The organism is Pseudomonas sp. BJP69, from assembly GCF_007633355.1.
Classification (GTDB): domain Bacteria; phylum Pseudomonadota; class Gammaproteobacteria; order Pseudomonadales; family Pseudomonadaceae; genus Aquipseudomonas; species Aquipseudomonas juntendi.
In genome coordinates, this window is the sequence record NZ_CP041933.1 from 1211301 (window position 1) to 1229497 (window position 18197).

Annotated in this window: 19 protein-coding genes and 1 pseudogene; 15 read left to right on the forward strand and 5 right to left on the reverse strand. The window is 56.5% G+C overall.

Translation table 11 applies throughout. The annotated features are described in order from the left end of the window. Window positions 1-5: 5 nt before the first annotated feature. Genes FPB55_RS05635 through FPB55_RS05645 form a run of 3 tightly spaced genes read left to right on the forward strand, consistent with a single transcriptional unit; the run spans window position 6 to window position 2054 of the window. Window positions 6-701: a hypothetical protein gene (locus FPB55_RS05635; RefSeq protein WP_144187685.1), complete on the forward strand. Its 696-nt coding sequence runs from the start codon at window positions 6-8 to the stop codon at window positions 699-701. Next, window positions 698-1369, forward strand: coding sequence for a hypothetical protein (locus tag FPB55_RS05640; RefSeq protein WP_144187687.1), 672 nt, complete (start codon window positions 698-700; stop codon window positions 1367-1369). The genes FPB55_RS05635 and FPB55_RS05640 overlap by 4 nt, the downstream gene beginning before the upstream one ends. Window positions 1370-1382: 13 nt before the next feature. Continuing rightward, window positions 1383-2054, forward strand: coding sequence for a hypothetical protein (locus tag FPB55_RS05645; protein WP_144187689.1), 672 nt, complete (start codon window positions 1383-1385; stop codon window positions 2052-2054). Here the strand turns inward: FPB55_RS05645 and FPB55_RS05650 are convergent. Further along, a complete protein-coding gene (locus tag FPB55_RS05650) occupies window positions 2051-2728 on the reverse strand; it encodes a site-specific integrase (RefSeq protein WP_238706619.1) in 678 nt (225 codons plus the stop codon). The two genes, FPB55_RS05645 and FPB55_RS05650, sit on opposite strands and share 4 nt — an antisense overlap. Before the next feature lie 72 nt (window positions 2729-2800). On the opposite strand from FPB55_RS05650, the gene tnpB reads away from it, so the two are divergent. The 4 genes and pseudogenes from tnpB to FPB55_RS05670 all read left to right on the forward strand — a co-directional run. Next, window positions 2801-3160: an IS66 family insertion sequence element accessory protein TnpB gene (gene tnpB / locus FPB55_RS05655; protein WP_238706620.1), complete on the forward strand. Its 360-nt coding sequence runs from the start codon at window positions 2801-2803 to the stop codon at window positions 3158-3160. Between the two features lie 18 nt (window positions 3161-3178). After that, window positions 3179-4711 carry an IS66 family transposase gene (locus FPB55_RS05660; RefSeq protein WP_144187691.1) on the forward strand — a complete coding sequence of 511 codons (1533 nt, stop codon included), beginning with the start codon at window positions 3179-3181 and terminating at the stop codon, window positions 4709-4711. 349 nt (window positions 4712-5060) lie between these two features. Further along, window positions 5061-6611 carry a group II intron reverse transcriptase/maturase gene (ltrA, locus tag FPB55_RS05665; protein ID WP_342782918.1) on the forward strand — a complete coding sequence of 517 codons (1551 nt, stop codon included), beginning with the start codon at window positions 5061-5063 and terminating at the stop codon, window positions 6609-6611. A 60-nt stretch (window positions 6612-6671) separates the two neighbouring features. Then, window positions 6672-7054: pseudogene (locus FPB55_RS05670) on the forward strand (DUF4113 domain-containing protein); the annotation flags it as partial. 150 nt (window positions 7055-7204) lie between these two features. On the opposite strand, the gene FPB55_RS05675 reads toward FPB55_RS05670, so the two are convergent. Next, entirely contained in the window at window positions 7205-9031 is a 1827-nt protein-coding gene (locus FPB55_RS05675) for a P-loop NTPase fold protein (protein WP_144187693.1), read from the reverse strand. An 886-nt stretch (window positions 9032-9917) separates the two neighbouring features. Between FPB55_RS05675 and FPB55_RS05680 the strand changes: the two genes are divergently transcribed. From FPB55_RS05680 to recX, 3 genes are all read left to right on the forward strand, one after another. After that, complete coding sequence (locus FPB55_RS05680) at window positions 9918-10430, forward strand: CinA family protein (RefSeq protein ID WP_144187695.1); 513 nt, start codon at window positions 9918-9920, stop codon at window positions 10428-10430. Between the two features lie 72 nt (window positions 10431-10502). Next, window positions 10503-11570 (forward strand): recombinase RecA, encoded by a 1068-nt coding sequence (gene recA / locus FPB55_RS05685; protein ID WP_144187697.1) that lies wholly within the window; start codon window positions 10503-10505, stop codon window positions 11568-11570. Window positions 11571-11591: 21 nt separating this feature from the next. Further along, entirely contained in the window at window positions 11592-12062 is a 471-nt protein-coding gene (gene recX, locus FPB55_RS05690; RefSeq protein ID WP_009686046.1) for a recombination regulator RecX, read from the forward strand. 95 nt (window positions 12063-12157) lie between these two features. Here the strand turns inward: recX and FPB55_RS05695 are convergent, their stop codons facing one another. After that, the gene (locus FPB55_RS05695) at window positions 12158-13276 is read right to left on the reverse strand and encodes an LOG family protein (protein ID WP_144187699.1); all 1119 of its coding nucleotides are present in this window, start codon (window positions 13274-13276) and stop codon (window positions 12158-12160) included. A gap of 161 nt (window positions 13277-13437) precedes the next feature. On the opposite strand from FPB55_RS05695, the gene FPB55_RS05700 reads away from it, so the two are divergent. Next, complete coding sequence (locus FPB55_RS05700; protein WP_009686044.1) at window positions 13438-13647, forward strand: hypothetical protein; 210 nt, start codon at window positions 13438-13440, stop codon at window positions 13645-13647. A 14-nt stretch (window positions 13648-13661) separates the two neighbouring features. Here the strand turns inward: FPB55_RS05700 and FPB55_RS05705 are convergent, their stop codons facing one another. Then, a complete protein-coding gene (locus FPB55_RS05705; RefSeq protein ID WP_009686043.1) occupies window positions 13662-14081 on the reverse strand; it encodes a quorum-sensing-regulated virulence factor family protein in 420 nt (139 codons plus the stop codon). 186 nt (window positions 14082-14267) lie between these two features. Between FPB55_RS05705 and FPB55_RS05715 the strand changes: the two genes are divergently transcribed. The 3 genes from FPB55_RS05715 to FPB55_RS05725 all read left to right on the forward strand — a co-directional run bounded on the left by FPB55_RS05715 (window position 14268) and on the right by FPB55_RS05725 (window position 16242). Beyond that, the gene (locus FPB55_RS05715; protein ID WP_009686042.1) at window positions 14268-14978 is read left to right on the forward strand and encodes a tRNA-uridine aminocarboxypropyltransferase; all 711 of its coding nucleotides are present in this window, start codon (window positions 14268-14270) and stop codon (window positions 14976-14978) included. Window positions 14979-15154: 176 nt separating this feature from the next. Further along, window positions 15155-15805, forward strand: coding sequence for a response regulator transcription factor ErdR (erdR, locus tag FPB55_RS05720; RefSeq protein WP_009686041.1), 651 nt, complete (start codon window positions 15155-15157; stop codon window positions 15803-15805). Between the two features lie 71 nt (window positions 15806-15876). Beyond that, window positions 15877-16242 (forward strand): diacylglycerol kinase, encoded by a 366-nt coding sequence (locus FPB55_RS05725; RefSeq protein WP_009686040.1) that lies wholly within the window; start codon window positions 15877-15879, stop codon window positions 16240-16242. Here FPB55_RS05725 and finR read toward each other — a convergent pair. After that, window positions 16239-17165, reverse strand: a complete 927-nt coding sequence (gene finR / locus FPB55_RS05730) for a LysR family transcriptional regulator FinR (RefSeq protein WP_009686039.1) — start codon at window positions 17163-17165, stop codon at window positions 16239-16241. The genes FPB55_RS05725 and finR overlap by 4 nt on opposite strands. 120 nt (window positions 17166-17285) lie before the next feature. Here finR and fpr point away from each other — a divergent pair, with 120 nt between their 5' ends. After that, complete coding sequence (fpr, locus tag FPB55_RS05735; RefSeq protein ID WP_054890398.1) at window positions 17286-18065, forward strand: ferredoxin-NADP reductase; 780 nt, start codon at window positions 17286-17288, stop codon at window positions 18063-18065. Window positions 18066-18197 lie beyond the last annotated feature (132 nt).

The following is an 18197-nucleotide window of genomic DNA, read 5'->3' on the forward strand; positions in this document are numbered from 1 at the left end:
ATATTATGGCAGTGCTACCTTGGCAAGTAGAAGTACTAAGGTTCTCTTTTCTTAACCTCCAAGCGGGGCAAGGTGAGCAGAACTTTAGCTGGTCTTCGCTAACGTCAAGCCCTCCTGAAACTGTTTCGGAGAAACGAGGTTCCAGGATTAGGGTCGAGGAAGGAGAGTGGCTGAATGGAAATCTTGCCGTACACTCACAGGTTGGTCGAGTTGATGTGCTTTATAATTCGAGCGCCGGTGAGTCGCCAGTCCCTAACGCTGGTCAGTTTGTTGAAGTTTTGGGGTTGATGAGGAATTGGTATTCTCGTTTCAGCTCCATCGATTCACGCCGAGTTGCATTTGGTGGGGTTTTATTATTGCCGGTTGCCGATATTCAAGAAGGCTATCAGCTTCTTGGGGAGTTTTTGCCGTTTGTTGATTTTGCATCTGATATGAGGGATTTCTCTCTTCAGGTAAATAGGCAGAAGGCAGGCAATGGTTTTTTGGCAAACGTGATAAGTAAGTGGTCGTGCGTGGAGATAAAAACTCTTCAGCTTACCAATGAAGGCTTAGCCGAACAGTCGAGTGATTTTGCTCTGAGGCTGGAGTTTGATATCAATACTGCGGAACTGCCATATGATTCTGCAAGACTAGATGTGGTTGAGGTTTTAACTAGTCTAAGCACTTATGCGATGTCACTTGTGAGTGAAGGTGCGCAATGATTAATCCAGCGGTAAGAGATGGAGCTCTTAGGGTCTATTTTCCTGTGCCTGAGGAAAAGACAGATTCCACCGTTTGCATTCCGACGGTATCATTCCCAGTTTGGAATCACAGCTTAACCTCGCACGCCACTCTTCGACGAAATGTGGTTAGCGTCCCAGTAGCAATTGAGCAGGATGTATATTCTGCGAAAGTTGTAGGTGCGCAATCGAAGAAGGTTGTGACATATGGTGGCGGTGGTGGTTCAAGTATAGAGTCCCATGCTTGGCAGCACTTGAGTGTTTGCTTTAAAACGATTGCTGATCTTTGGGGGCGGTTCCAAGAATTACCATCGGGGCCTAGTAGCACAATCGACTCATTTGAAACAGAGGCAGCGCTTCATCTGTACAAAATGAAAATCTACGAGGCAGCCGAATCGAGACGTCGCGCGCTCGACTATATGTATGATTTTCTTGAGGAGGCGTTTGAGCAGAAGAATTTGAAGATGATTGATCATATGTTGTTTCTTAGTTCGGAACAGTTGGTCGATCACTCGCTTTCTGTAAGTTTTTTGCGAGCGACTTCTCGAGTTCGAAAGAGCTTGGTTTATTGGAAGTACTATGAGTTCAAGGTAAGGGAGAGCCTGTCGGGTCATCCCGATGCAAAAAAGCTGCTCAAAGGTTTGGCATAGTAGAGATCAAGGGATGCTTGATATTAAGGAGTTTGCAGGCGCTCGGTTGGGTGTTACGATTTCGGGTGACGAGAAACAACGTCATGTGGGTTTTCATTTGTTAGATGGTGAGAAACCGGAGTTAATTCATTTGGCGTGGCATCATCGCCTTACTAATGATACACCTGAAAACTACGTTGCAGAGATTGGTCGTTACACAGCATATGAATGTTCTGGCTTTCTAGATCAACAGGTCGAGGATATTGTTAGTTTTGTAAAGACCGTATGGCGTCGCAATCAACACATAGTTCCCTACGGAATCGGCTCGGATGGGATTTCTCTGTTTTTCGATGCTGATGGGAGCGTTGCCAATCAAGAGCCTGGTTCGGGCCTTACGTGCGCGACGTTTTTGATGAGTATATTTGCTTCTCAGCTTTATCCAATCGTAGATGAGGGAACTTGGCAGGCGCGAGATGGGGACAAGGAGTGGCAAGAAGTGATATTGGGATACCTGGCCAAGTATCCCAAGCACGTTGAGGAGCAGCGGAAGCTTGTCGGGGTCGCATATCGCTTTAGGCCGGAGGAAGTTGCCTCTAGTGCAGCTTTGTATGATGACGATCCCATTAAGTTTGAAGATGCAGTTAGGGATGGACTCGTACTTATCGAAATGCTTAAAGCAAATGGTACGATAGCTCAAGCGACCTAGAACCCAAGGTTGCTACTCCTGAACTTAATGTTCTCCCAAATTCTGTTAAGCTCGGTGGGCGATTCGTCATCCATCCACTTTGCATATACTTCGACCAGCATAGTGAAGTCCTTGTGCCCCATCTGCTTCGCGATGAACGCAAGGTTGCCTCGGGCAGTTAGGCACCAGCAGGCGTAGGTGTGCCGTGTCTGGTACGGGCGCCTTGGTCGGATACCGGCGCGGCGCTGAATCCCCGCCCATTTCGTATTCCAGGCAGTTGAGACGAACCACTCGTTGATGACCTTTTTCCGTGCCTGGGTGCTTGGTGACAGGAGCGGGGTGACCGAATCATCTCTCCATTCGTGCCGGTTGTGGTAAACGCGGATGTCCCGCTTGGGGTGCTTGCTCACGATGGCTATCAGGGTTCTGCAGGCCTCGATTGCGGGTTCCATTAGCAGCACTGTGCGGGGCTTACCTATCTTGGGAAGTTTGAATGTGCCGTCGGCGGTTATCGCCCTGGTTACTTCGATCTTCCCTGCCTCTAGATCGATGTCTTCCACGGCCAGCGCGCAGAGTTCGCCTGGGCGCAGTCCGGTGTAGACGGCAAGCGTGGTTGCCGCCACATCTTGAGGATGCAGGCAGCCTTTCGTGACGACCAGGTCGAACTCCTCGTGCGTTAGTGGTAAGCGCTCCATGAACCCCACATTCAAAGCGCTTAACTGATTCCCGATGCTGTGCTCCCGATTTCTTTCTGGAGCTCGCCGACCATGATGCGACCCGACTCCAAAGTCGAAAAAGTGTACCTCTACCCCAAGCCCGTCGACTTTCGAAAATCCATCGATGGCCTGGCCGCGCTGGTCGAACTCGATATCAAGGTGGCGGTGTTCGATCCAGTGCTTTTCGTCTTCCTCAACAAGCCGCGCAACCGCGTGAAGATCCTGTATTGGGAACGCAACGGCTTCTGCCTCTGGCTCAAACGCCTGGAGTCCGAACGGTTCAAAACTTCACCTGATCCGACTGACGTCGCCATTGTCCTGACCGTTCAGGAACTGAACTGGCTGCTCGATGGCTTCGACCTCTGGCGCAACCGTCCGCATCAGGTTTTGACGCCTCGATACGTCGCCTGATTCGGTATAATCCGCGGCATGATTTCCATGCCCGAAAACCTCCCTGACGATCCTGTTCTGCTCAAGCAACTGCTTGAGCAGATGATCCACGAGCGCGCGTCCGACAAGGGCAAGATCGTTCATCTCGAAGAGGAAGTTGCGCTGTTGCGCCAGCGCTTGTTCGGGCGCAAGACCGAGCAGACTGGCGATGCGGCGACACCACAGTTGCCACTCTTCGACGAAGCGGAAAGCCTGGCCGAGCCCTTGGATGAGGCTGACGACGAAGAAGTCGTTGCGCCGACCAAGCGCCGTGGCAAGCGCAAGCCGCTGCCAGCTGATTTGCCGCGTATCGAAGTTGTCCACGAACTGCCCGAGCATGAACTGACCTGCGCTTGTGGCTGCCGTAAACATGCCATCGGTGAAGAAGTCAGCGAACAGCTTGAAATCATCCCGATGCAGATTCGCGTCATCAAACATGTTCGCAAGGTGTACGGCTGCCGGGACTGCGAGTCAGCGCCCGTAACGGCGGACAAGCCCGCCCAGATGATCGAGAAAAGCATGGCCAGCCCGAGTGTGCTGGCCATGCTGCTGACCACCAAATACGTAGACGGCTTGTCGCTTCATCGCTTCGAAAAAGTGCTGGGGCGTCACGGTATCGATATCCCGCGCCAAACCCTGGCACGCTGGGTGATTCAATGCAGCGAGCACCTTCAGCCGCTGCTGAATCTGATGCGCGAAAGCCTGTTGAACAGTCGGATCATCCACTGTGATGAAACACGTGTGCAGGTGTTGAAAGATCCGGGGCGTGAGCCCAGCAGCCAATCCTGGATGTGGGTGCAAACCGGCGGCCCACCTGATCGCCCGGTGATCCTTTTCGACTACGCCACCAGCCGAGCGCAGGAGGTGCCGGTGCGCCTGCTGGACGGCTATCGCGGCTATGTCATGACCGACGACTACGCTGGTTACAACGCGCTGGCCGCACAGGACGGGCTAGAGCGACTGGGCTGCTGGGCGCACGCGCGCCGCAAGTTCGTCGAAGCGCAGAAAGTACAGCCCAAGGGCAAAACAGGACGCGCTGACATCGCATTGAACCTGATCAATAAGCTCTATGGCGTCGAGCGCGACTTGAAGGACAGTGACGACGAAGATCGTAAGGTCGCCCGCATGGAGCGCAGCCTGCCATTGCTGACTCAGCTGAAAAACTGGGTAGAGAAAACGCGACCTCAGGTCACGACGCAGAATGCCTTGGGCAAGGCCATCGGTTACTTGGCCAGCAACTGGAGCAAATTGGAACGCTACGTCGAGCACGGCTACTTGCCGATGGACAACAACGCGGCCGAGCGTGCGATCCGCCCGTTTGTCATTGGAAGAAAGAACTGGTTGTTCAGTGAAACGCCCAAAGGTGCCACTGCCAGCGCACAACTTTACAGCTTGGTAGAAACGGCCAAAGCCAACGGCCAAGAACCCTATGCGTGGCTGCGCCACGCACTGGAACGCCTGCCGCAGGCGTGCTCAGTGGAAGACTACGAAGCGCTACTGCCATGGAATTGCACACCTCGAATACACAGCTAGGTGCGCTGCCCATCTTTGGTTAGGTGGGGTTCATGGAGCGCTTAGTACGCCAGCAAAGCTGGCAGTTGATAAAGGGTGAAAGTCCCTACGAGAGAAGTTATGGCGAAACACCTCGACCCCGAGTCATGCGCTGTGCCCCGTGAGGTGTACGGTGAAGTGTTGGCAGGGGAAACCAGCAGGCCAGCCATTGAGCCGCGAAAACATGAGTCCGGGGCGCCGACGCTATTATGCGAAGCGGAAGGCCACAGTGGACATGACGATAATCGCAAGTCATGCATCATGCCCTGCGCGGTCGTAGACCCTGAGCATGCTGGGAAGTCAACTGCACGGAAGCTGGGAGATCTCATTCGTGTCTGGTCGTGACAAGCCAGACGGGGCAGGAAAGGCCACACGCCAAAAGTCTGCCGTCCACGCGGATGAGAAGTCGGATAGCTCCGTAGTACCTGAGAAGTTGCCGAACAATGGGCTTGCCCCGGCGGAGGTGATGGAGGAAAGGGAGTTAGCCAAGGGGAACAGTGAACAGCCTTCCGCATCCCGGACGCAGAGCCGGACAAGTGCGTTGTCAGGGTTGCTCGCTGTACGTCAAGCAGCCCGGCTTGATCGCCGGGTCAAGTTCACGAGTCTGCTGCACCACGTAACGGTCGAGCTATTGCGCGAGAGTTTCCATAATCTCAAGCGAGACGCGGCTTGTGGTGTGGATGGAATATCGTGGCGAGAGTATGAGCAAGATCTTCAGGAGAAGCTGAAAGCCTTGCATGACAAAGTGCACAGTGGCTGCTATCGAGCCAAACCTGTTCGGCGGGTATTTATCCCAAAGGCAGATGGCAGCGAGCGTCCGCTGGGTGTAACGGCTTTGGAGGACAAGATCGTCCAAGCCGCAGTCGTGCAAGTGCTCAACGCTATCTATGAGCCGAACTTCCTTGGACTCTCGTATGGGTTTCGCCCTGGTCGAGGGCAACACGATGCATTGGATGCTTTATCGGTAGGAGTGCAGACTGCTCGAATCCGGTGGATATTGGACGTGGATATTCGTGCGTTCTTTGACACCATCGATCACGAGTGGATGATGTGCTTCCTGCAACACCGAATTGCGGATAGACGAGTGTTAGCACTGATAGCACGATGGCTGCGCACAGGTGTTCTCGAAAACGGAAAGCGAATTCCTGCAAAGCAGGGCACACCACAAGGTGCGCCCATTTCACCGTTGCTGGCCAATATCTACCTGCACTACGTGATGGACTTATGGGTCAGGCAATGGCGTGGGCGTACCGCTAAGGGTGAGATGATTGCCGTGCGGTATGCAGACGACAGTGTGATTGGTTTTGAAAAGCGTGAAGATGCATGGAGTTTTCGCCATGCATTGGAGTTTCGACTCGCTCAATTCAACCTGACGCTACATCCAGAGAAAACTCGTTTACTGCGGTTTGGCTGGTTCGCGGTGGAAGATCGCCAGAAGCGTGGGGAAGGAAAACCAGAAACATTCGACTTCCTCGGGTTCACGCATTTCTGTAGTCAAGCCAAGAATGGGATGTTCGAGGTCGGACGGGTGACCATCGCCAAGCGTATGAGAGCAACACTCCAAGAGATACGCGGACAACTGTACAAGCGTAGGCACGAACCGGTTGCTGTGATCGGAAAGTGGCTGAATCGCCTGTTCACAGGTTACTGCAATTACTACCACGTACCTGGTAACACGAAGCGGCTTGATGCGTTTCGCCGTGAAGTTATCGGTGCATGGAGGCATGCCCTCAAACGACGGAGTCAGAGACACCGCCTGAACTGGGAACGCATGATTGCACTGGCAAGGTTGTTCATTCCCTATCCACGAGAACTACCCATGCATCCTTATCCCATGACCCGTTTCGGCGTCAAAACCCAAGGCAGGAGCCGTATGCGGTAATTCTGCACGTACGGATCTGTGCGGGGGGTGGCAGGTGACTGCCATTCCTACCGCGACCGTATGTTCAACCCCAACGAGCTGCACTTTGCTAAAGGTGTTCTGGTCGACCTGCCGTATCCCACCAATGACACCTTATTGCTCACCCGGGCTGCAATGGAGGCCGTGGAGCGGGTTTATCGGTCCGGCTATCGATACAGCACGAGGTGTTGCTACTCGATTTGCGACAGCCTGGTGAGCTTACCGACGACTTGTTCGCTGTGAGCCAGCCTGTGGCGAGTGGCCGACTGATGTCAACTCTCGATGAGATCAACGACCGGTATGGTAGGGGAACGGTGCGGGCCGGGAGCATCCCCCGCACCCCCGAATGGCGGATGCGCCGGGAGATGATGGGTCAGTTCTATACGACGCGGGTCGATCAGCTTTGGACCGTATCCGCGATATGATCGCTCGCGGTGGCTTGGGCAAAAATAGGGCGAGCCTAAAGGCAGTCTATGCCCATCCATTAGGCTGCGGGTTTTGAGCGGCTTAGGCTTTGCCAAACTAAAGCACAATCGCGGTGTATCTTAAATTCATATCGACTATTCTCCATCTAATTACTTCTCCATAAGCAGCTGAGTTGCTTTGGTGATTTTGTGGTTGACAATTCCTTTTAGGCAGTGTCCGGTTATAGAGCCCCTGCGCTTGCAAATTTCCTTCTCCAAAAGTGACTTAACTTCAAGTACCCACTTTCGTTCTTGCGTGAGCATGCTGAAAGCGCGGGAAATATAGCGCTCTTCAAAGAAATAACATGCATCATTGAGTTCATTGGGTTTCAGGAGTAATAGGGTGCCAACAAAGTCGGATGCCGGGATATGGGCGAGAATGGGAGCGTCGCGATAAGGCCCGGAGCCATAAAGCTGGGTAGTAAATTCTTTGGGGGATTTAGTTAGTATGGTCAAAAGCTCTTTGCCTAATAGGGGTAGGGTGGCATGGAAAGCTTGCTCTTGCTCGTTCCGGATTTGCTTGCAGAATTCTTTAAATTCGTCTGTGTCATGGCTTAGGAACTGCATGCCCATTGCGGATTCGTCTTCTCTAAACGGGGTGCCTGATTTTTGATCGAGCTCTCCCTTTTCACGCAAGTGCCTGATGCACCTCATGCCTGTTGAGATAATATTTTCGGAGGTGTTTGATATCAATCCCTCCTTACTGAAATAGAGCATCATGCCTATTACGTGCTTTATTTCGGGTACTGAGCTGAACTCCAAGTTTTTCAGTTCTTTCCATACGGCGTCTGCTAAAGAAATAAATTCGCCATCGGTATGATTCCAGAAATTCCATAGCCTTATCCAGTTTGGGGTGTCTTCAGAGATAAGATATTTGGAGTTTTTTAGTTGCGTGATAATAATTTCGTGATTAATAATTCCTTTGTCGAGTAAGTTGATCCACTCGTCGGCCCCTATTAGCGTGTTATGCAGGTTCAAGGTTTGATACTTTTCTTTTAGCTGTGCAATAGGTGGCTTTTGCTCTTCAGATCCCTTATTAAAGTATTGCCTAACCTGATAATTAATATAGGTGTTATGTGCATTGTCGATGTCGCTGGCGGTAAAATTGCCATGGCGAATTTCAAAGGTGAAGATAAGAAAGATTTGAAGAAAGTGCGCCATTAAGTCATGGTGATCGCTAATCTCGTCCGGTAGTCTTCGCTCAATTTTGGCGAAATCTAAAAGCGCTTGGCGTAAGTGGCGAAGATTTCTATATTGTGATTGGATGTGAGTGTCTTTAATTAGGCCTCGATGTGATTCGTAAAATGGCCTAATTTGGGATTCTTCGATGAAGCTATCCAGGGCATCCTCAATTTGAGGTGTGATTTCAAATATTTTGCCAATTAATTTTTCTTTAATTGATTTGTATTTTTCTTCTTTTTTTAGTTCGTCTTCGTTGGCAACTAGTATTACTTTATAATCTTGATGCTCGACGAAGTGATTTATATAGCCTAACAGGTCTGGCAGGTTTATAGAGCAGCGCTCGATGTCATCAAAAATTAGCACTAAGCCGGTAGTGTTTTTCAGATAGTCTGGAAGGTTTAGGTTGGGGATGGAAGTGCTTATCGATCCATCATTATGTCCATCTGAATTAAGGTCGACCTTCAATGTAGCTTTGAGCGTACCTTTAAGGATTTTTCCCGCTATTTCCATGCCTTTGCTAGAAAGGATCGGGTGGAGCTTTCTGTAGAATTCATCTTCGATTGCAGAAAATGAGTTGAGTCCGTACAAGCTGACGTATAGCTCGCGTCCATTCTTCAAATGGAGGGCTTTAATTAAATCTTGGATAAACCAGCTTTTTCCGCTGCCCCATGCGCCTTTTATAAGTACTGCGTATTGTGGCGGTATAGAAGAAAGGCAATACTCTAAGGCAAATTCTTTAATATGGCTATTAGGCATGGCTGTATAACCTGGAGTGGTGTGATTATCCTGTCAAGTTGGTCGGCTTGGCACTGTAGCGTATCGGACAAAGTCTCAGAAGAGCAAGGATAGATTGGGTAGGAAGCTACTCATGGAGCTTCTACAGGAAATTGAGCTGTTTATAGGAGACGCAAATGTGGCCAAAGATTTCGAGTGGCTGGTGCTGAGCAGAACCATGCAGATCATTTGTGTTTGTTTGGGGTCGATGGTAACCGAGTCGGCGAATGAGCGGACATTCGTAGGGGGAATTTAGAGCATTAACTGGGTGGTCAACGCCCTCAAGATCAAAGCTGTCCGAATGGAGCAAGAACGGGAAGCCTGGCAAAAATATGGTTTTGCCCCTTATTAAGGCAAGGATTGGTACAAAATTGGTACTGACGTGGATGCTTGGCCCTAGAGGTCTTGCATATCAAGGCTTTTGACTATGGCCTGCCCAATCCATCATCGCCCTTCCGTGGCGCCCCAGGAAAGAGACTTGTAACTCCCTCAGCTCGGCCTTTGGGGGGTACTCATGGGGCAAAAATGGGGCAAACCATGCGCCATTCCATGCCAGCCTATGCCAATGCATACGCTAATACTGGAAGGCGAGAGGCGCTCAATCCCCCGTGTTCCGGGGCTTGGCGGCCTTTTCGCATGCCTACTCCGGCACAATCGGGGTGTGTGCGGAGAGATCAGACATTCAGGGCCTTACAGCGGGTGATCTGGTTGGCGGTAAACCGGCAATGGTACAGGCTTTTTTCGCGAGATGCAGGCACGCACGGAACAGTGACCGGCAGCCGCTGCAGGCCGCTGCGCTGCTGCAGGTTTCCTGAGCCAGGTTGCCGGCAGGGTGGTAGGGTAGAGGGCCGCCCTGGAGGAGCCCGACATGGACCCGATCACCCTGCTTGCCGCCCGTTTGGGTGAACATCTGCGCCGTTTGGATGCCCAAGTGACCACTGCCGAGTCCTGCACGGGCGGCGGCATCGCGCAAGCCATCACGCGCATCCCCGGTAGCTCCGCCTGGTTCGAGGCCGGTTACGTGACGTACTCCAATGCCCAGAAAACCCGCCAGCTGGGGGTGCCCGAGGCGCTGTTCGGGCAGGTGGGGGCGGTCAGCCAGGAGGTGGTCGAGGCCATGGTCCGCGGCGCCCAGGCGGCCAGCGGCGCGCGCTTTGCCGTGGCGGTAAGCGGGGTGGCGGGGCCGGATGGCGGCTCGCCGGCCAAACCCGTGGGTACCGTGTGGCTGGCCTGGGGCAACGGCAGTCGGGTGATCAGCCAGCGGCGGCAGTTCGACGGCGACCGCGAAGCGGTGCGCCGACAGACGGTGAGCGCCGCGTTAGACGGCTTGTTACAGCTTGCTGGCGAGGAAATCGAAGACAGGGGTTTGCGCCAGCGCTAGCCTGTGGAATAATACTGGCTACTTATACAGGTATTGCGGCCGTCAGGGCCCGTCGAACACGTGAGGATTTCAATGGACGACAACAAGAAGCGCGCCTTGGCTGCGGCCCTGGGTCAGATCGAACGTCAATTCGGTAAAGGCGCGGTAATGCGCATGGGCGACCACGAGCGCCAGGCTATCCCGGCCATCTCTACCGGCTCTCTGGGCCTGGACATTGCCTTGGGCATTGGTGGTCTGCCAAAGGGCCGTATCGTCGAGATCTACGGTCCGGAATCGTCGGGTAAGACCACGCTGACCCTGTCGGTCATCGCCGAAGCCCAGAAGAATGGCGCCACCTGCGCCTTCGTCGACGCCGAGCACGCACTCGACCCTGAATATGCCGGCAAGCTGGGCGTCAATGTCGACGACCTGCTGGTCTCGCAGCCGGACACGGGTGAGCAGGCCCTGGAAATCACCGACATGCTGGTGCGTTCCAACGCAGTTGACGTGATCATTGTCGACTCGGTGGCCGCGCTGGTACCCAAGGCCGAGATCGAAGGCGAAATGGGCGACATGCACGTGGGCCTGCAGGCTCGCCTGATGTCCCAGGCGCTGCGCAAGATCACCGGTAACATCAAGAACGCCAACTGCCTGGTCATCTTCATCAACCAGATCCGCATGAAGATCGGCGTCATGTTCGGTAGCCCGGAAACCACCACCGGTGGTAACGCCCTGAAGTTCTACGCCTCTGTGCGTCTGGACATCCGCCGCACCGGCGCTGTCAAGGAAGGCGACGAGGTGGTCGGCAGCGAAACCCGCGTCAAGATCGTCAAGAACAAGGTCTCGCCTCCGTTCCGTCAGGCCGAGTTCCAGATCCTCTACGGCAAGGGTATCTACCGTAACGGTGAGATCATCGACTTGGGCGTTGCCCAAGGCCTGGTCGAGAAGTCCGGTGCCTGGTATGCCTACCAGGGCAACAAGATCGGCCAAGGTAAAGCCAACGCGGCCAAGTACCTGGCGGAAAACCCGGCTATCGGTACCGAGATCGAGAGGCAGATCCGTGAGAAGCTGCTGAACGCTGGCGCTGTAGCCGCAGCCGGTAAAGCTGCCGCTGTCGAAGCGGGTGCCGACGACATGGTCGACGCTGAAGCCGGTTATTGATCGCGTGGTTTATAGCTGAACATGTCCGCCGTACTCGACACCCCCGTCGCCATTCGGCGGACAGCCATGGACCTGCTTGCGCGACGTGAGCATGGTCGCGTCGAGCTGACGCGCAAGTTGCGTCAGCGCGGTGCCTCCGATGAGCTGATCGAGCCAGAGCTCGACCGGCTCACCGAAGAGGGTCTGCTGAGTGAAGCCCGTTACCTCGAGAGCTTCATTCGTTACCGTTCCGGATCTGGCTATGGCCCAGCACGTATTCGTGAAGAGCTGGGGCAGCGTGGTTTGCTGCGCGCCGACATTGAGCAGGCGCTGCGTGAAAGCGGCGTGGATTGGGCCGAACGCATGCGGGATGTATGGCAGCGCAAGTTCGCCGGGCAACGCCCGCAGGACCCGCGCAGCCGCGCCCAGCAAACCCGTTTTCTCGCCTATCGGGGCTTCACCATGGACATGATCGGCCGCTTGCTCAGCGGGCGAGACCTCGACGATTACTAGCCGCCGCAGACCTCGCAACAATCCCCGTAGCAGCGGCCTCAGCCGCGAACATCGGCAACGCCGGTACTCTCCAGCGCGCTGCCCCTAGTGCCTGATCAGCTGGCCTTCAACGCCTCCCTGGCCCGCTGCGTGGTATGCATGGGCTGTGGCTTGGCCCAGTTCTCCGGCAGGTTGATAAAGTCCACCAGTTCGCGCAGGCGCCCTTGGTTTCGGCCATTGAAGGCGAACGACAAACGGGTCAGGTGGCTGTAGTCCCCCAACTCATGTTCGGCGCTGCTGTCTGCTTGCTGGTGGTACTTGCCGCTCAGGCGCAGGTCAGCAAAGCCTTCCTCGATGTCAGACAGCGCCGCCTCGCTCAGGGCGTGATGCATGCGGATCACGAACTGGCTGTTCAACCAGCGGCTGGAGTGATAGTTGCGGTAGAACTGGTTGATTTCCTCCACCGCCTCCTCGGCACTGTGCACCAGGCGCACCAGCTTCAGGTCGCTGGGCAGAATGTAATGATTGTCCTCCAGTTGGCGGCTGATGAAGCCCAGGCAATCACGCCAGAAGCTGCCGCCCGGTGAGTCCAGCAATACCACGGGGACCAGCGGGCTTTTGCCGGTCTGGATCAGGGTCAGCACTTCCAGCGCCTCATCGAGGGTGCCGAAGCCGCCCGGGCAGAGCACCAGGGCGTCGGCCTCCTTGACGAAGAACAGTTTGCGGATGAAGAAGAAGTGGAAAGGCAGCAGCTTGTCGGTGCCGTCCACCGTAGGGTTGGCATGCTGTTCAAAAGGCAGGGTGATGTTGAAGCCCAGGCTGTGGGCGCTGCCGGCGCCTTCGTGGGCTGCAGCCATGATGCCGCCGCCTGCGCCGGTGATGACCATCAGGTCCGAGCGCGCCAGGGTAGCGCCCAGTTCACGGGCCAGTGCATACATCGGGTGTTCCAGCGGCGTACGCGCCGAGCCGAACACGGTCACCTTGCGGCGGCTCTTGTAGCGCTGCAGGGTGCGGAACGACTGGTCCAGTTCGCGCAAGGCCTGCAGGGTGATCTTGGCGCTCCAGCGGTCACTGTCATCGTGGGCCATGCGCAGGATGGTCAGCATCATGTCACGGTACAGCGGCAGGTTAGGGCTGTCGGGTGCAACCAGTTGCAATTGGGCGTCGATGTGGCTCAGGTCGATATGGTTGTCCTGGAAGTGGCTGAACAGCGATTCGTTCGATTGGTAAGGCATGCAACGTCTCCTTCTGCACCAATACCTCTAAACCTCAATCTAGACCGTGGCGGCCGATCGTGCCGGGGGGATTGCCAGCGCCACCCGTCGGCACGTGGCCAATGGCGGCAGGGGTTTGGTTAACTGGTAAAGCGAAACGTATCGATGCGGGAGGTGGCGGTATGCATCGCTTGGTCATCGAAGTGGACCTGCAGCTCTACCAGCAACTGGAACGTGCCGCCCAGGTACATCACCTGAGCCTGGAGGCCGAGTGCCAGCGCCGGCTCGCAGGCCTGGAATGCCAGTCGCGCTACGTGCAGGCGCTATTGGCCGAGATGCGCGCCGAAGCTGCCGAGGGGCACTGGCGCGCACGGGAGGAAAACCAGGTGTAGCCTGGGCGCGGCGTTTACTTCTTCTTGTTGCCGGCAACGCAGCTGGCATTGTCGAAGGCCTGGTCCATGATCGGCTGGTTGGTTTTGTAGACGGTGAACCGGTAAACCATCACCGCGCCCTTGGACATCAGGTTGCGGAAACCGTTGTTGCGGCACACGCTGTCGCCCAATTGGCTGCGCACCTGTGCAGGGTTGGCCTGCATGCGTTCGGCGTGGCTCTGGCGCACGCTGAGGTGGTTGACCAGCGCCTTGCCTTCCACGGTGTAACCCTGGTCGAGGATGTCTTCATTGATGGCACGTGGGGTGCCGACGCTGCTCTCTTTGGCGACCTTTTCCAGCATCTTGTTCAGGTCGTAGTCCTGTTTGGAAGCCGCCTGGGCTGCCAGGGGCAGGGCAAGCATCAGGCTCAGGGCGGGGGCGATAAGGCGCAGCATGGGTATCTCCTGGTTCGATGACTGGCGCTTTGACATGCGCGGGTCGACGGCGTTCCGTCAACCCTGGGCTGGCGGTAGCCCAAGGGTACGGGAAAGCCCGATTATAAGGATTCTGGTAAACTGGTGCCCTTGTTTTCCCAGAGCCATCCTTGTGCCCATTTCCCATCTTTCCACAGGCCTGCCGGCATGAGCCATGCGGTAGCGCGCCTGCGTGCCGAGCGCCTGGCCCGCAGCAACAAGCCTTTTATTGCCCGAGGGTCGCGGGCCGAGCGTTGCCCGGATTGCCGGGTCATTGCCAGCCATTGCCTGTGCGCCTGGAAGCCCCGCGTGCAGGCCGACGCCGGCATGTGCCTGCTGATGCACGACACCGAGCCACTGAAACCCACCAATACCGGCTGGCTGATTGCCGACCTGATCGAAGATACCTCGGCGTTCGGCTGGCTGCGCACCTCGGTTGACGAGCGCCTGCTGGCCCTGCTCGACGACCCGCACTGGCAGCCTTACATCGTTTTCCCAGGTGAGTTCGTCGCCCCGCAGCGGGTGGTCAGCGAGGTGGTGCGTGAGCCGGGCAAGCGCCCGCTGTTCATCCTGCTGGATGCCACCTGGACCGAGGCGCGCAAGATGTTCCGCAAAAGCCCCTACCTGGACCGGTTCCCGGTGTTGAGCCTGCAGGCCGAACAGATGTCACGCTACCGCCTGCGCCGCTCCAAGCGCGATGATCACTTCTGCACCGCAGAAGTTGCAGCCATGTGCCTGGAGCTGGCCGGCGATAGCCTGGCGTCGCAGGCGCTGGATGCCTACCTGGATGTATTCAGCCTGCATTACCTCAGTGGCAAGCGGCGCCTGCCGCTGGACGAGCAGGACGAGACCCATCAGCGTTTGCATACCTTCCTATAGTCCAAGGGGCACCCACCCGGCTTTGGTTCATAATGACGGGGCTGGCGGCCAGGGTGGGCGAGGCGGCAAGGCGGTTGGCTTGACCACCCTTGACCGTGCTCGGCATGCTTGGCGCCGATTCCCCGTCGGGCACTTGCCTACCCCAGTGCCCGGGACAGAACAGGATCCTTAGATCGATGGCCACTTACGAAATCCTGATTGCCGATGACCACCCGCTGTTTCGCGGCGCCCTGCGCCAGGCCGTTACCCTCGGCCTTGGCCCGGACGTTCGCCTGGTCGAGGTCGCGAGCATTGCCGAGCTGGAGGTGCGGTTGAGCGAAAAAGCCGACTGGGACCTCGTGCTCCTCGACCTGAACATGCCGGGTGCCTACGGTTTTTCCGGGCTGGTGCTGCTGCGCGGGCAATACCCGCAAATTCCCGTGGTGATGGTTTCGGCGCAGGAGGAGGCCGCCGTGGTGGTCAAATCCCGCGAATTTGGCGCCAGTGGCTTCATTCCCAAGTCCAGCCCGCTGGAAGTGATCCAGGATGCGGTGCGCAAAGTGCTCGACGGCGAAGTCTGGTGGCCGCCGCAGGCGTTCGAGAAGGTCGATGTTTCGGCCGAGGCCAAGGCCGCCAGTGAAGGCCTGGCCAGCCTCACCCCGCAGCAGTTCCGGGTACTGACCATGGTCTGCGAAGGCCTGCTGAACAAGCAGATTGCCTACGAGCTGAATGTCTCGGAAGCCACCATCAAGGCCCACGTCACGGCGATTTTCCGTAAACTGGGGGTGCGCACCCGCACCCAGGCTGCGCTGCTGTTGCAACAACTTGAATCAGTTGCCAGCCACTGACGCGTGCGGCTTCACGCTTTTTTGACCTGAGCCGGTCTAGCCTGCCGGCCTTCTGTTGTGAAATGACTCACATGACATCGCCATTCAAAGGCCAGACCGGCCTCAAACGTATCTTCAACGCCGCTGGCTATTCGCTGGACGGCCTGCGCGCGGCCTTCAAGGGCGAGGCGGCATTCCGCCAACTGGTGCTGCTTAACGTGCTGCTGATCCCGGTGGCGTTCTGGCTGCCGGTCAGCCGTGCAGAGCGGGCGATCATGATCGCCGTGTGCCTGCTGGGGTTGATTGTCGAGCTGTTCAACTCTGCGATCGAGGCTGCTATCGATCGCATTTCGCTGGAGCGCCACCCGCTGTCGAAAAACGCCAAGGACATGGGCAGCGCCGCACAGCTGGTGGCGCTGAGCATGGTGGCGCTGGTGTGGGGGGTGATCCTGCTTTAAGCGATCGGGGGCAACACGATTTCGTCGCTGCGGGTGAAGCCCGCGGTGAAGTTGCGGCAGAGCTCCAGAAATTCGCGCATGGCCGAGGTCTGGTACTTCTGCTTGTGCCAGATGAAGTAGAACTGGCGCATCAGGTCCAGCTCCGGGGTTTCCACCGGTACCAGGCTGCCACGGCGAAAGGCGTCCCGCAGGGCCAGGCGTGAAATGCAGCCGATACCCAACCCCGATTCCACTGCACGCTTGATCGCCTCGGTGTGCTCCAGTTCCAGGCGGATGTTGAGGTTGGCGCGGTGGTGGCGCATGGCCTGGTCGAAGGTCAGGCGCGTCCCCGAGCCTTGTTCGCGCAGGATCCACGCTTCCTGCGACAGGCTTTCGATATCGGCACGGCCCAGCTTGGCCAGCGGGTGCTGGGGCGCGCAGAACACCACCAGTTCGTCCTCCACCCAAGGCTGGACCTCCAGGTCGGGGTGGTTGCAGTCACCTTCGATCAGACCCAGATCAATTTCGTAATGAGCAACCTGCTGCACGATATGCACGGTGTTCTGGACATGCAGCTTCACCTGGCTCTCAGGGTGGGTCTGCATGTAGCTGCCGATCAACAGGGTGGCCAGGTAGTTGCCAATGGTGAGCGTGGCGCCGACCGCCAGTGAGCCGAAACCGGACTTGCCATTGAGCAGGTCTTCGATTTCCTTGGCCTGGTCGAGCAGCGCGACCGCCTGCGGCAACAACTGGTGGCCGAGGGCGTTGAGGGCCAGGCGTTTGCCGGCGCGGTCGAACAGTTGGCAGCTCGATTGCCGCTCCAGTTCGGTGATGGAGGTGCTGGCGGCCGATTGCGACAAGGCCAGCAGGCTAGCGGCGCGAGAGACACTCTGGTGCTGGGCTACCGCGACGAAGACTTGCAGTTGACGAAGTGTAAATCGCATATCGATATAACCGATAACACATATCTTGATAATCCAGTTAACAGATATTGTCGCTGCCCCTAAACTATCGCGCAACTGTGCGTGCTGCACGCGCTGCGTTTTTCTTCAGGAGCCCCATCGATGAGCAACATGAACCACGAACGTGTCCTCAGTGTGCACCACTGGAACGACACCCTGTTCAGCTTCAAGTGCACCCGCGACCCGGGGCTGCGCTTCGAGAACGGTCAGTTCGTGATGATCGGCCTGCAGCAGGAAAGCGGCCGCCCGCTCATGCGTGCCTACTCCATCGCCTCGCCGAACTGGGAAGAGCACCTGGAGTTCTTCAGCATCAAGGTGCCGGACGGCCCGCTGACTTCGCAGTTGCAGCACCTGAAGGAAGGCGATGAGATCATCATCAGCAAGAAGCCTACCGGCACGCTGGTACTGGACGACCTGAACCCAGGCAAGCACCTGTACCTGCTGAGCACCGGCACTGGCCTGGCGCCGTTCATGAGCGTCATCCAGGACCCGGAAACCTACGAGCGCTTCGAAAAAGTGATCCTGGTGCACGGCGTGCGTTACGTGAACGAAGTGGCCTACCGCGAATTCATCACCGAGCACCTGCCACAGAACGAGTTCTTCGGTGAGGCGGTGCGCGAAAAACTGATCTACTACCCGACCGTGACTCGCGAGCCGTTCGAGAACCAGGGCCGCCTGACCGACCTGATGCGCAGCGGCAAGCTGTTCAGCGACATCGGCCTGCCGCCGATCAACCCGCAGGACGACCGTGCGATGATCTGCGGTAGCCCGAGCATGCTCGACGAGACCAGCGAAGTGCTGGACAGCTTCGGCCTGAAGATCTCCCCGCGCATGCGCGAGCCGGGCGACTACCTGATCGAGCGTGCCTTCGTCGAGAAATAAGGCGCAGGTAGGTACGAAGAAGGCGACCCTCGGGTTAATGCCTGTCAGTTAAGCGTTACTGGGGCTGCTTTGCAGCCCTTCGCGGGCACGCCCGCTCCCACAGGTTTGGCGCTGAACGCAAGAAAAGCGCGA

Coding starts and splice junctions, on each gene's coding strand:
- FPB55_RS05635 (WP_144187685.1), top strand. CDS start 6: ATGGCAGTGCTACCTTGGCAAGTAGAAGTACTAAGGTTCTCTTTTCTT.
- FPB55_RS05640 (WP_144187687.1), top strand. CDS start 698: ATGATTAATCCAGCGGTAAGAGATGGAGCTCTTAGGGTCTATTTTCCT.
- FPB55_RS05645 (WP_144187689.1), top strand. CDS start 1,383: ATGCTTGATATTAAGGAGTTTGCAGGCGCTCGGTTGGGTGTTACGATT.
- FPB55_RS05650 (WP_238706619.1), bottom strand. CDS start 2,728: ATGGAGCGCTTACCACTAACGCACGAGGAGTTCGACCTGGTCGTCACG.
- tnpB (WP_238706620.1), top strand. CDS start 2,801: ATGATGCGACCCGACTCCAAAGTCGAAAAAGTGTACCTCTACCCCAAG.
- FPB55_RS05660 (WP_144187691.1), top strand. CDS start 3,179: ATGATTTCCATGCCCGAAAACCTCCCTGACGATCCTGTTCTGCTCAAG.
- FPB55_RS05675 (WP_144187693.1), bottom strand. CDS start 9,031: ATGCCTAATAGCCATATTAAAGAATTTGCCTTAGAGTATTGCCTTTCT.
- FPB55_RS05680 (WP_144187695.1), top strand. CDS start 9,918: ATGGACCCGATCACCCTGCTTGCCGCCCGTTTGGGTGAACATCTGCGC.
- recA (WP_144187697.1), top strand. CDS start 10,503: ATGGACGACAACAAGAAGCGCGCCTTGGCTGCGGCCCTGGGTCAGATC.
- recX (WP_009686046.1), top strand. CDS start 11,592: ATGTCCGCCGTACTCGACACCCCCGTCGCCATTCGGCGGACAGCCATG.
- FPB55_RS05695 (WP_144187699.1), bottom strand. CDS start 13,276: ATGCCTTACCAATCGAACGAATCGCTGTTCAGCCACTTCCAGGACAAC.
- FPB55_RS05700 (WP_009686044.1), top strand. CDS start 13,438: ATGCATCGCTTGGTCATCGAAGTGGACCTGCAGCTCTACCAGCAACTG.
- FPB55_RS05705 (WP_009686043.1), bottom strand. CDS start 14,081: ATGCTGCGCCTTATCGCCCCCGCCCTGAGCCTGATGCTTGCCCTGCCC.
- FPB55_RS05715 (WP_009686042.1), top strand. CDS start 14,268: ATGAGCCATGCGGTAGCGCGCCTGCGTGCCGAGCGCCTGGCCCGCAGC.
- erdR (WP_009686041.1), top strand. CDS start 15,155: ATGGCCACTTACGAAATCCTGATTGCCGATGACCACCCGCTGTTTCGC.
- FPB55_RS05725 (WP_009686040.1), top strand. CDS start 15,877: ATGACATCGCCATTCAAAGGCCAGACCGGCCTCAAACGTATCTTCAAC.
- finR (WP_009686039.1), bottom strand. CDS start 17,165: ATGCGATTTACACTTCGTCAACTGCAAGTCTTCGTCGCGGTAGCCCAG.
- fpr (WP_054890398.1), top strand. CDS start 17,286: ATGAGCAACATGAACCACGAACGTGTCCTCAGTGTGCACCACTGGAAC.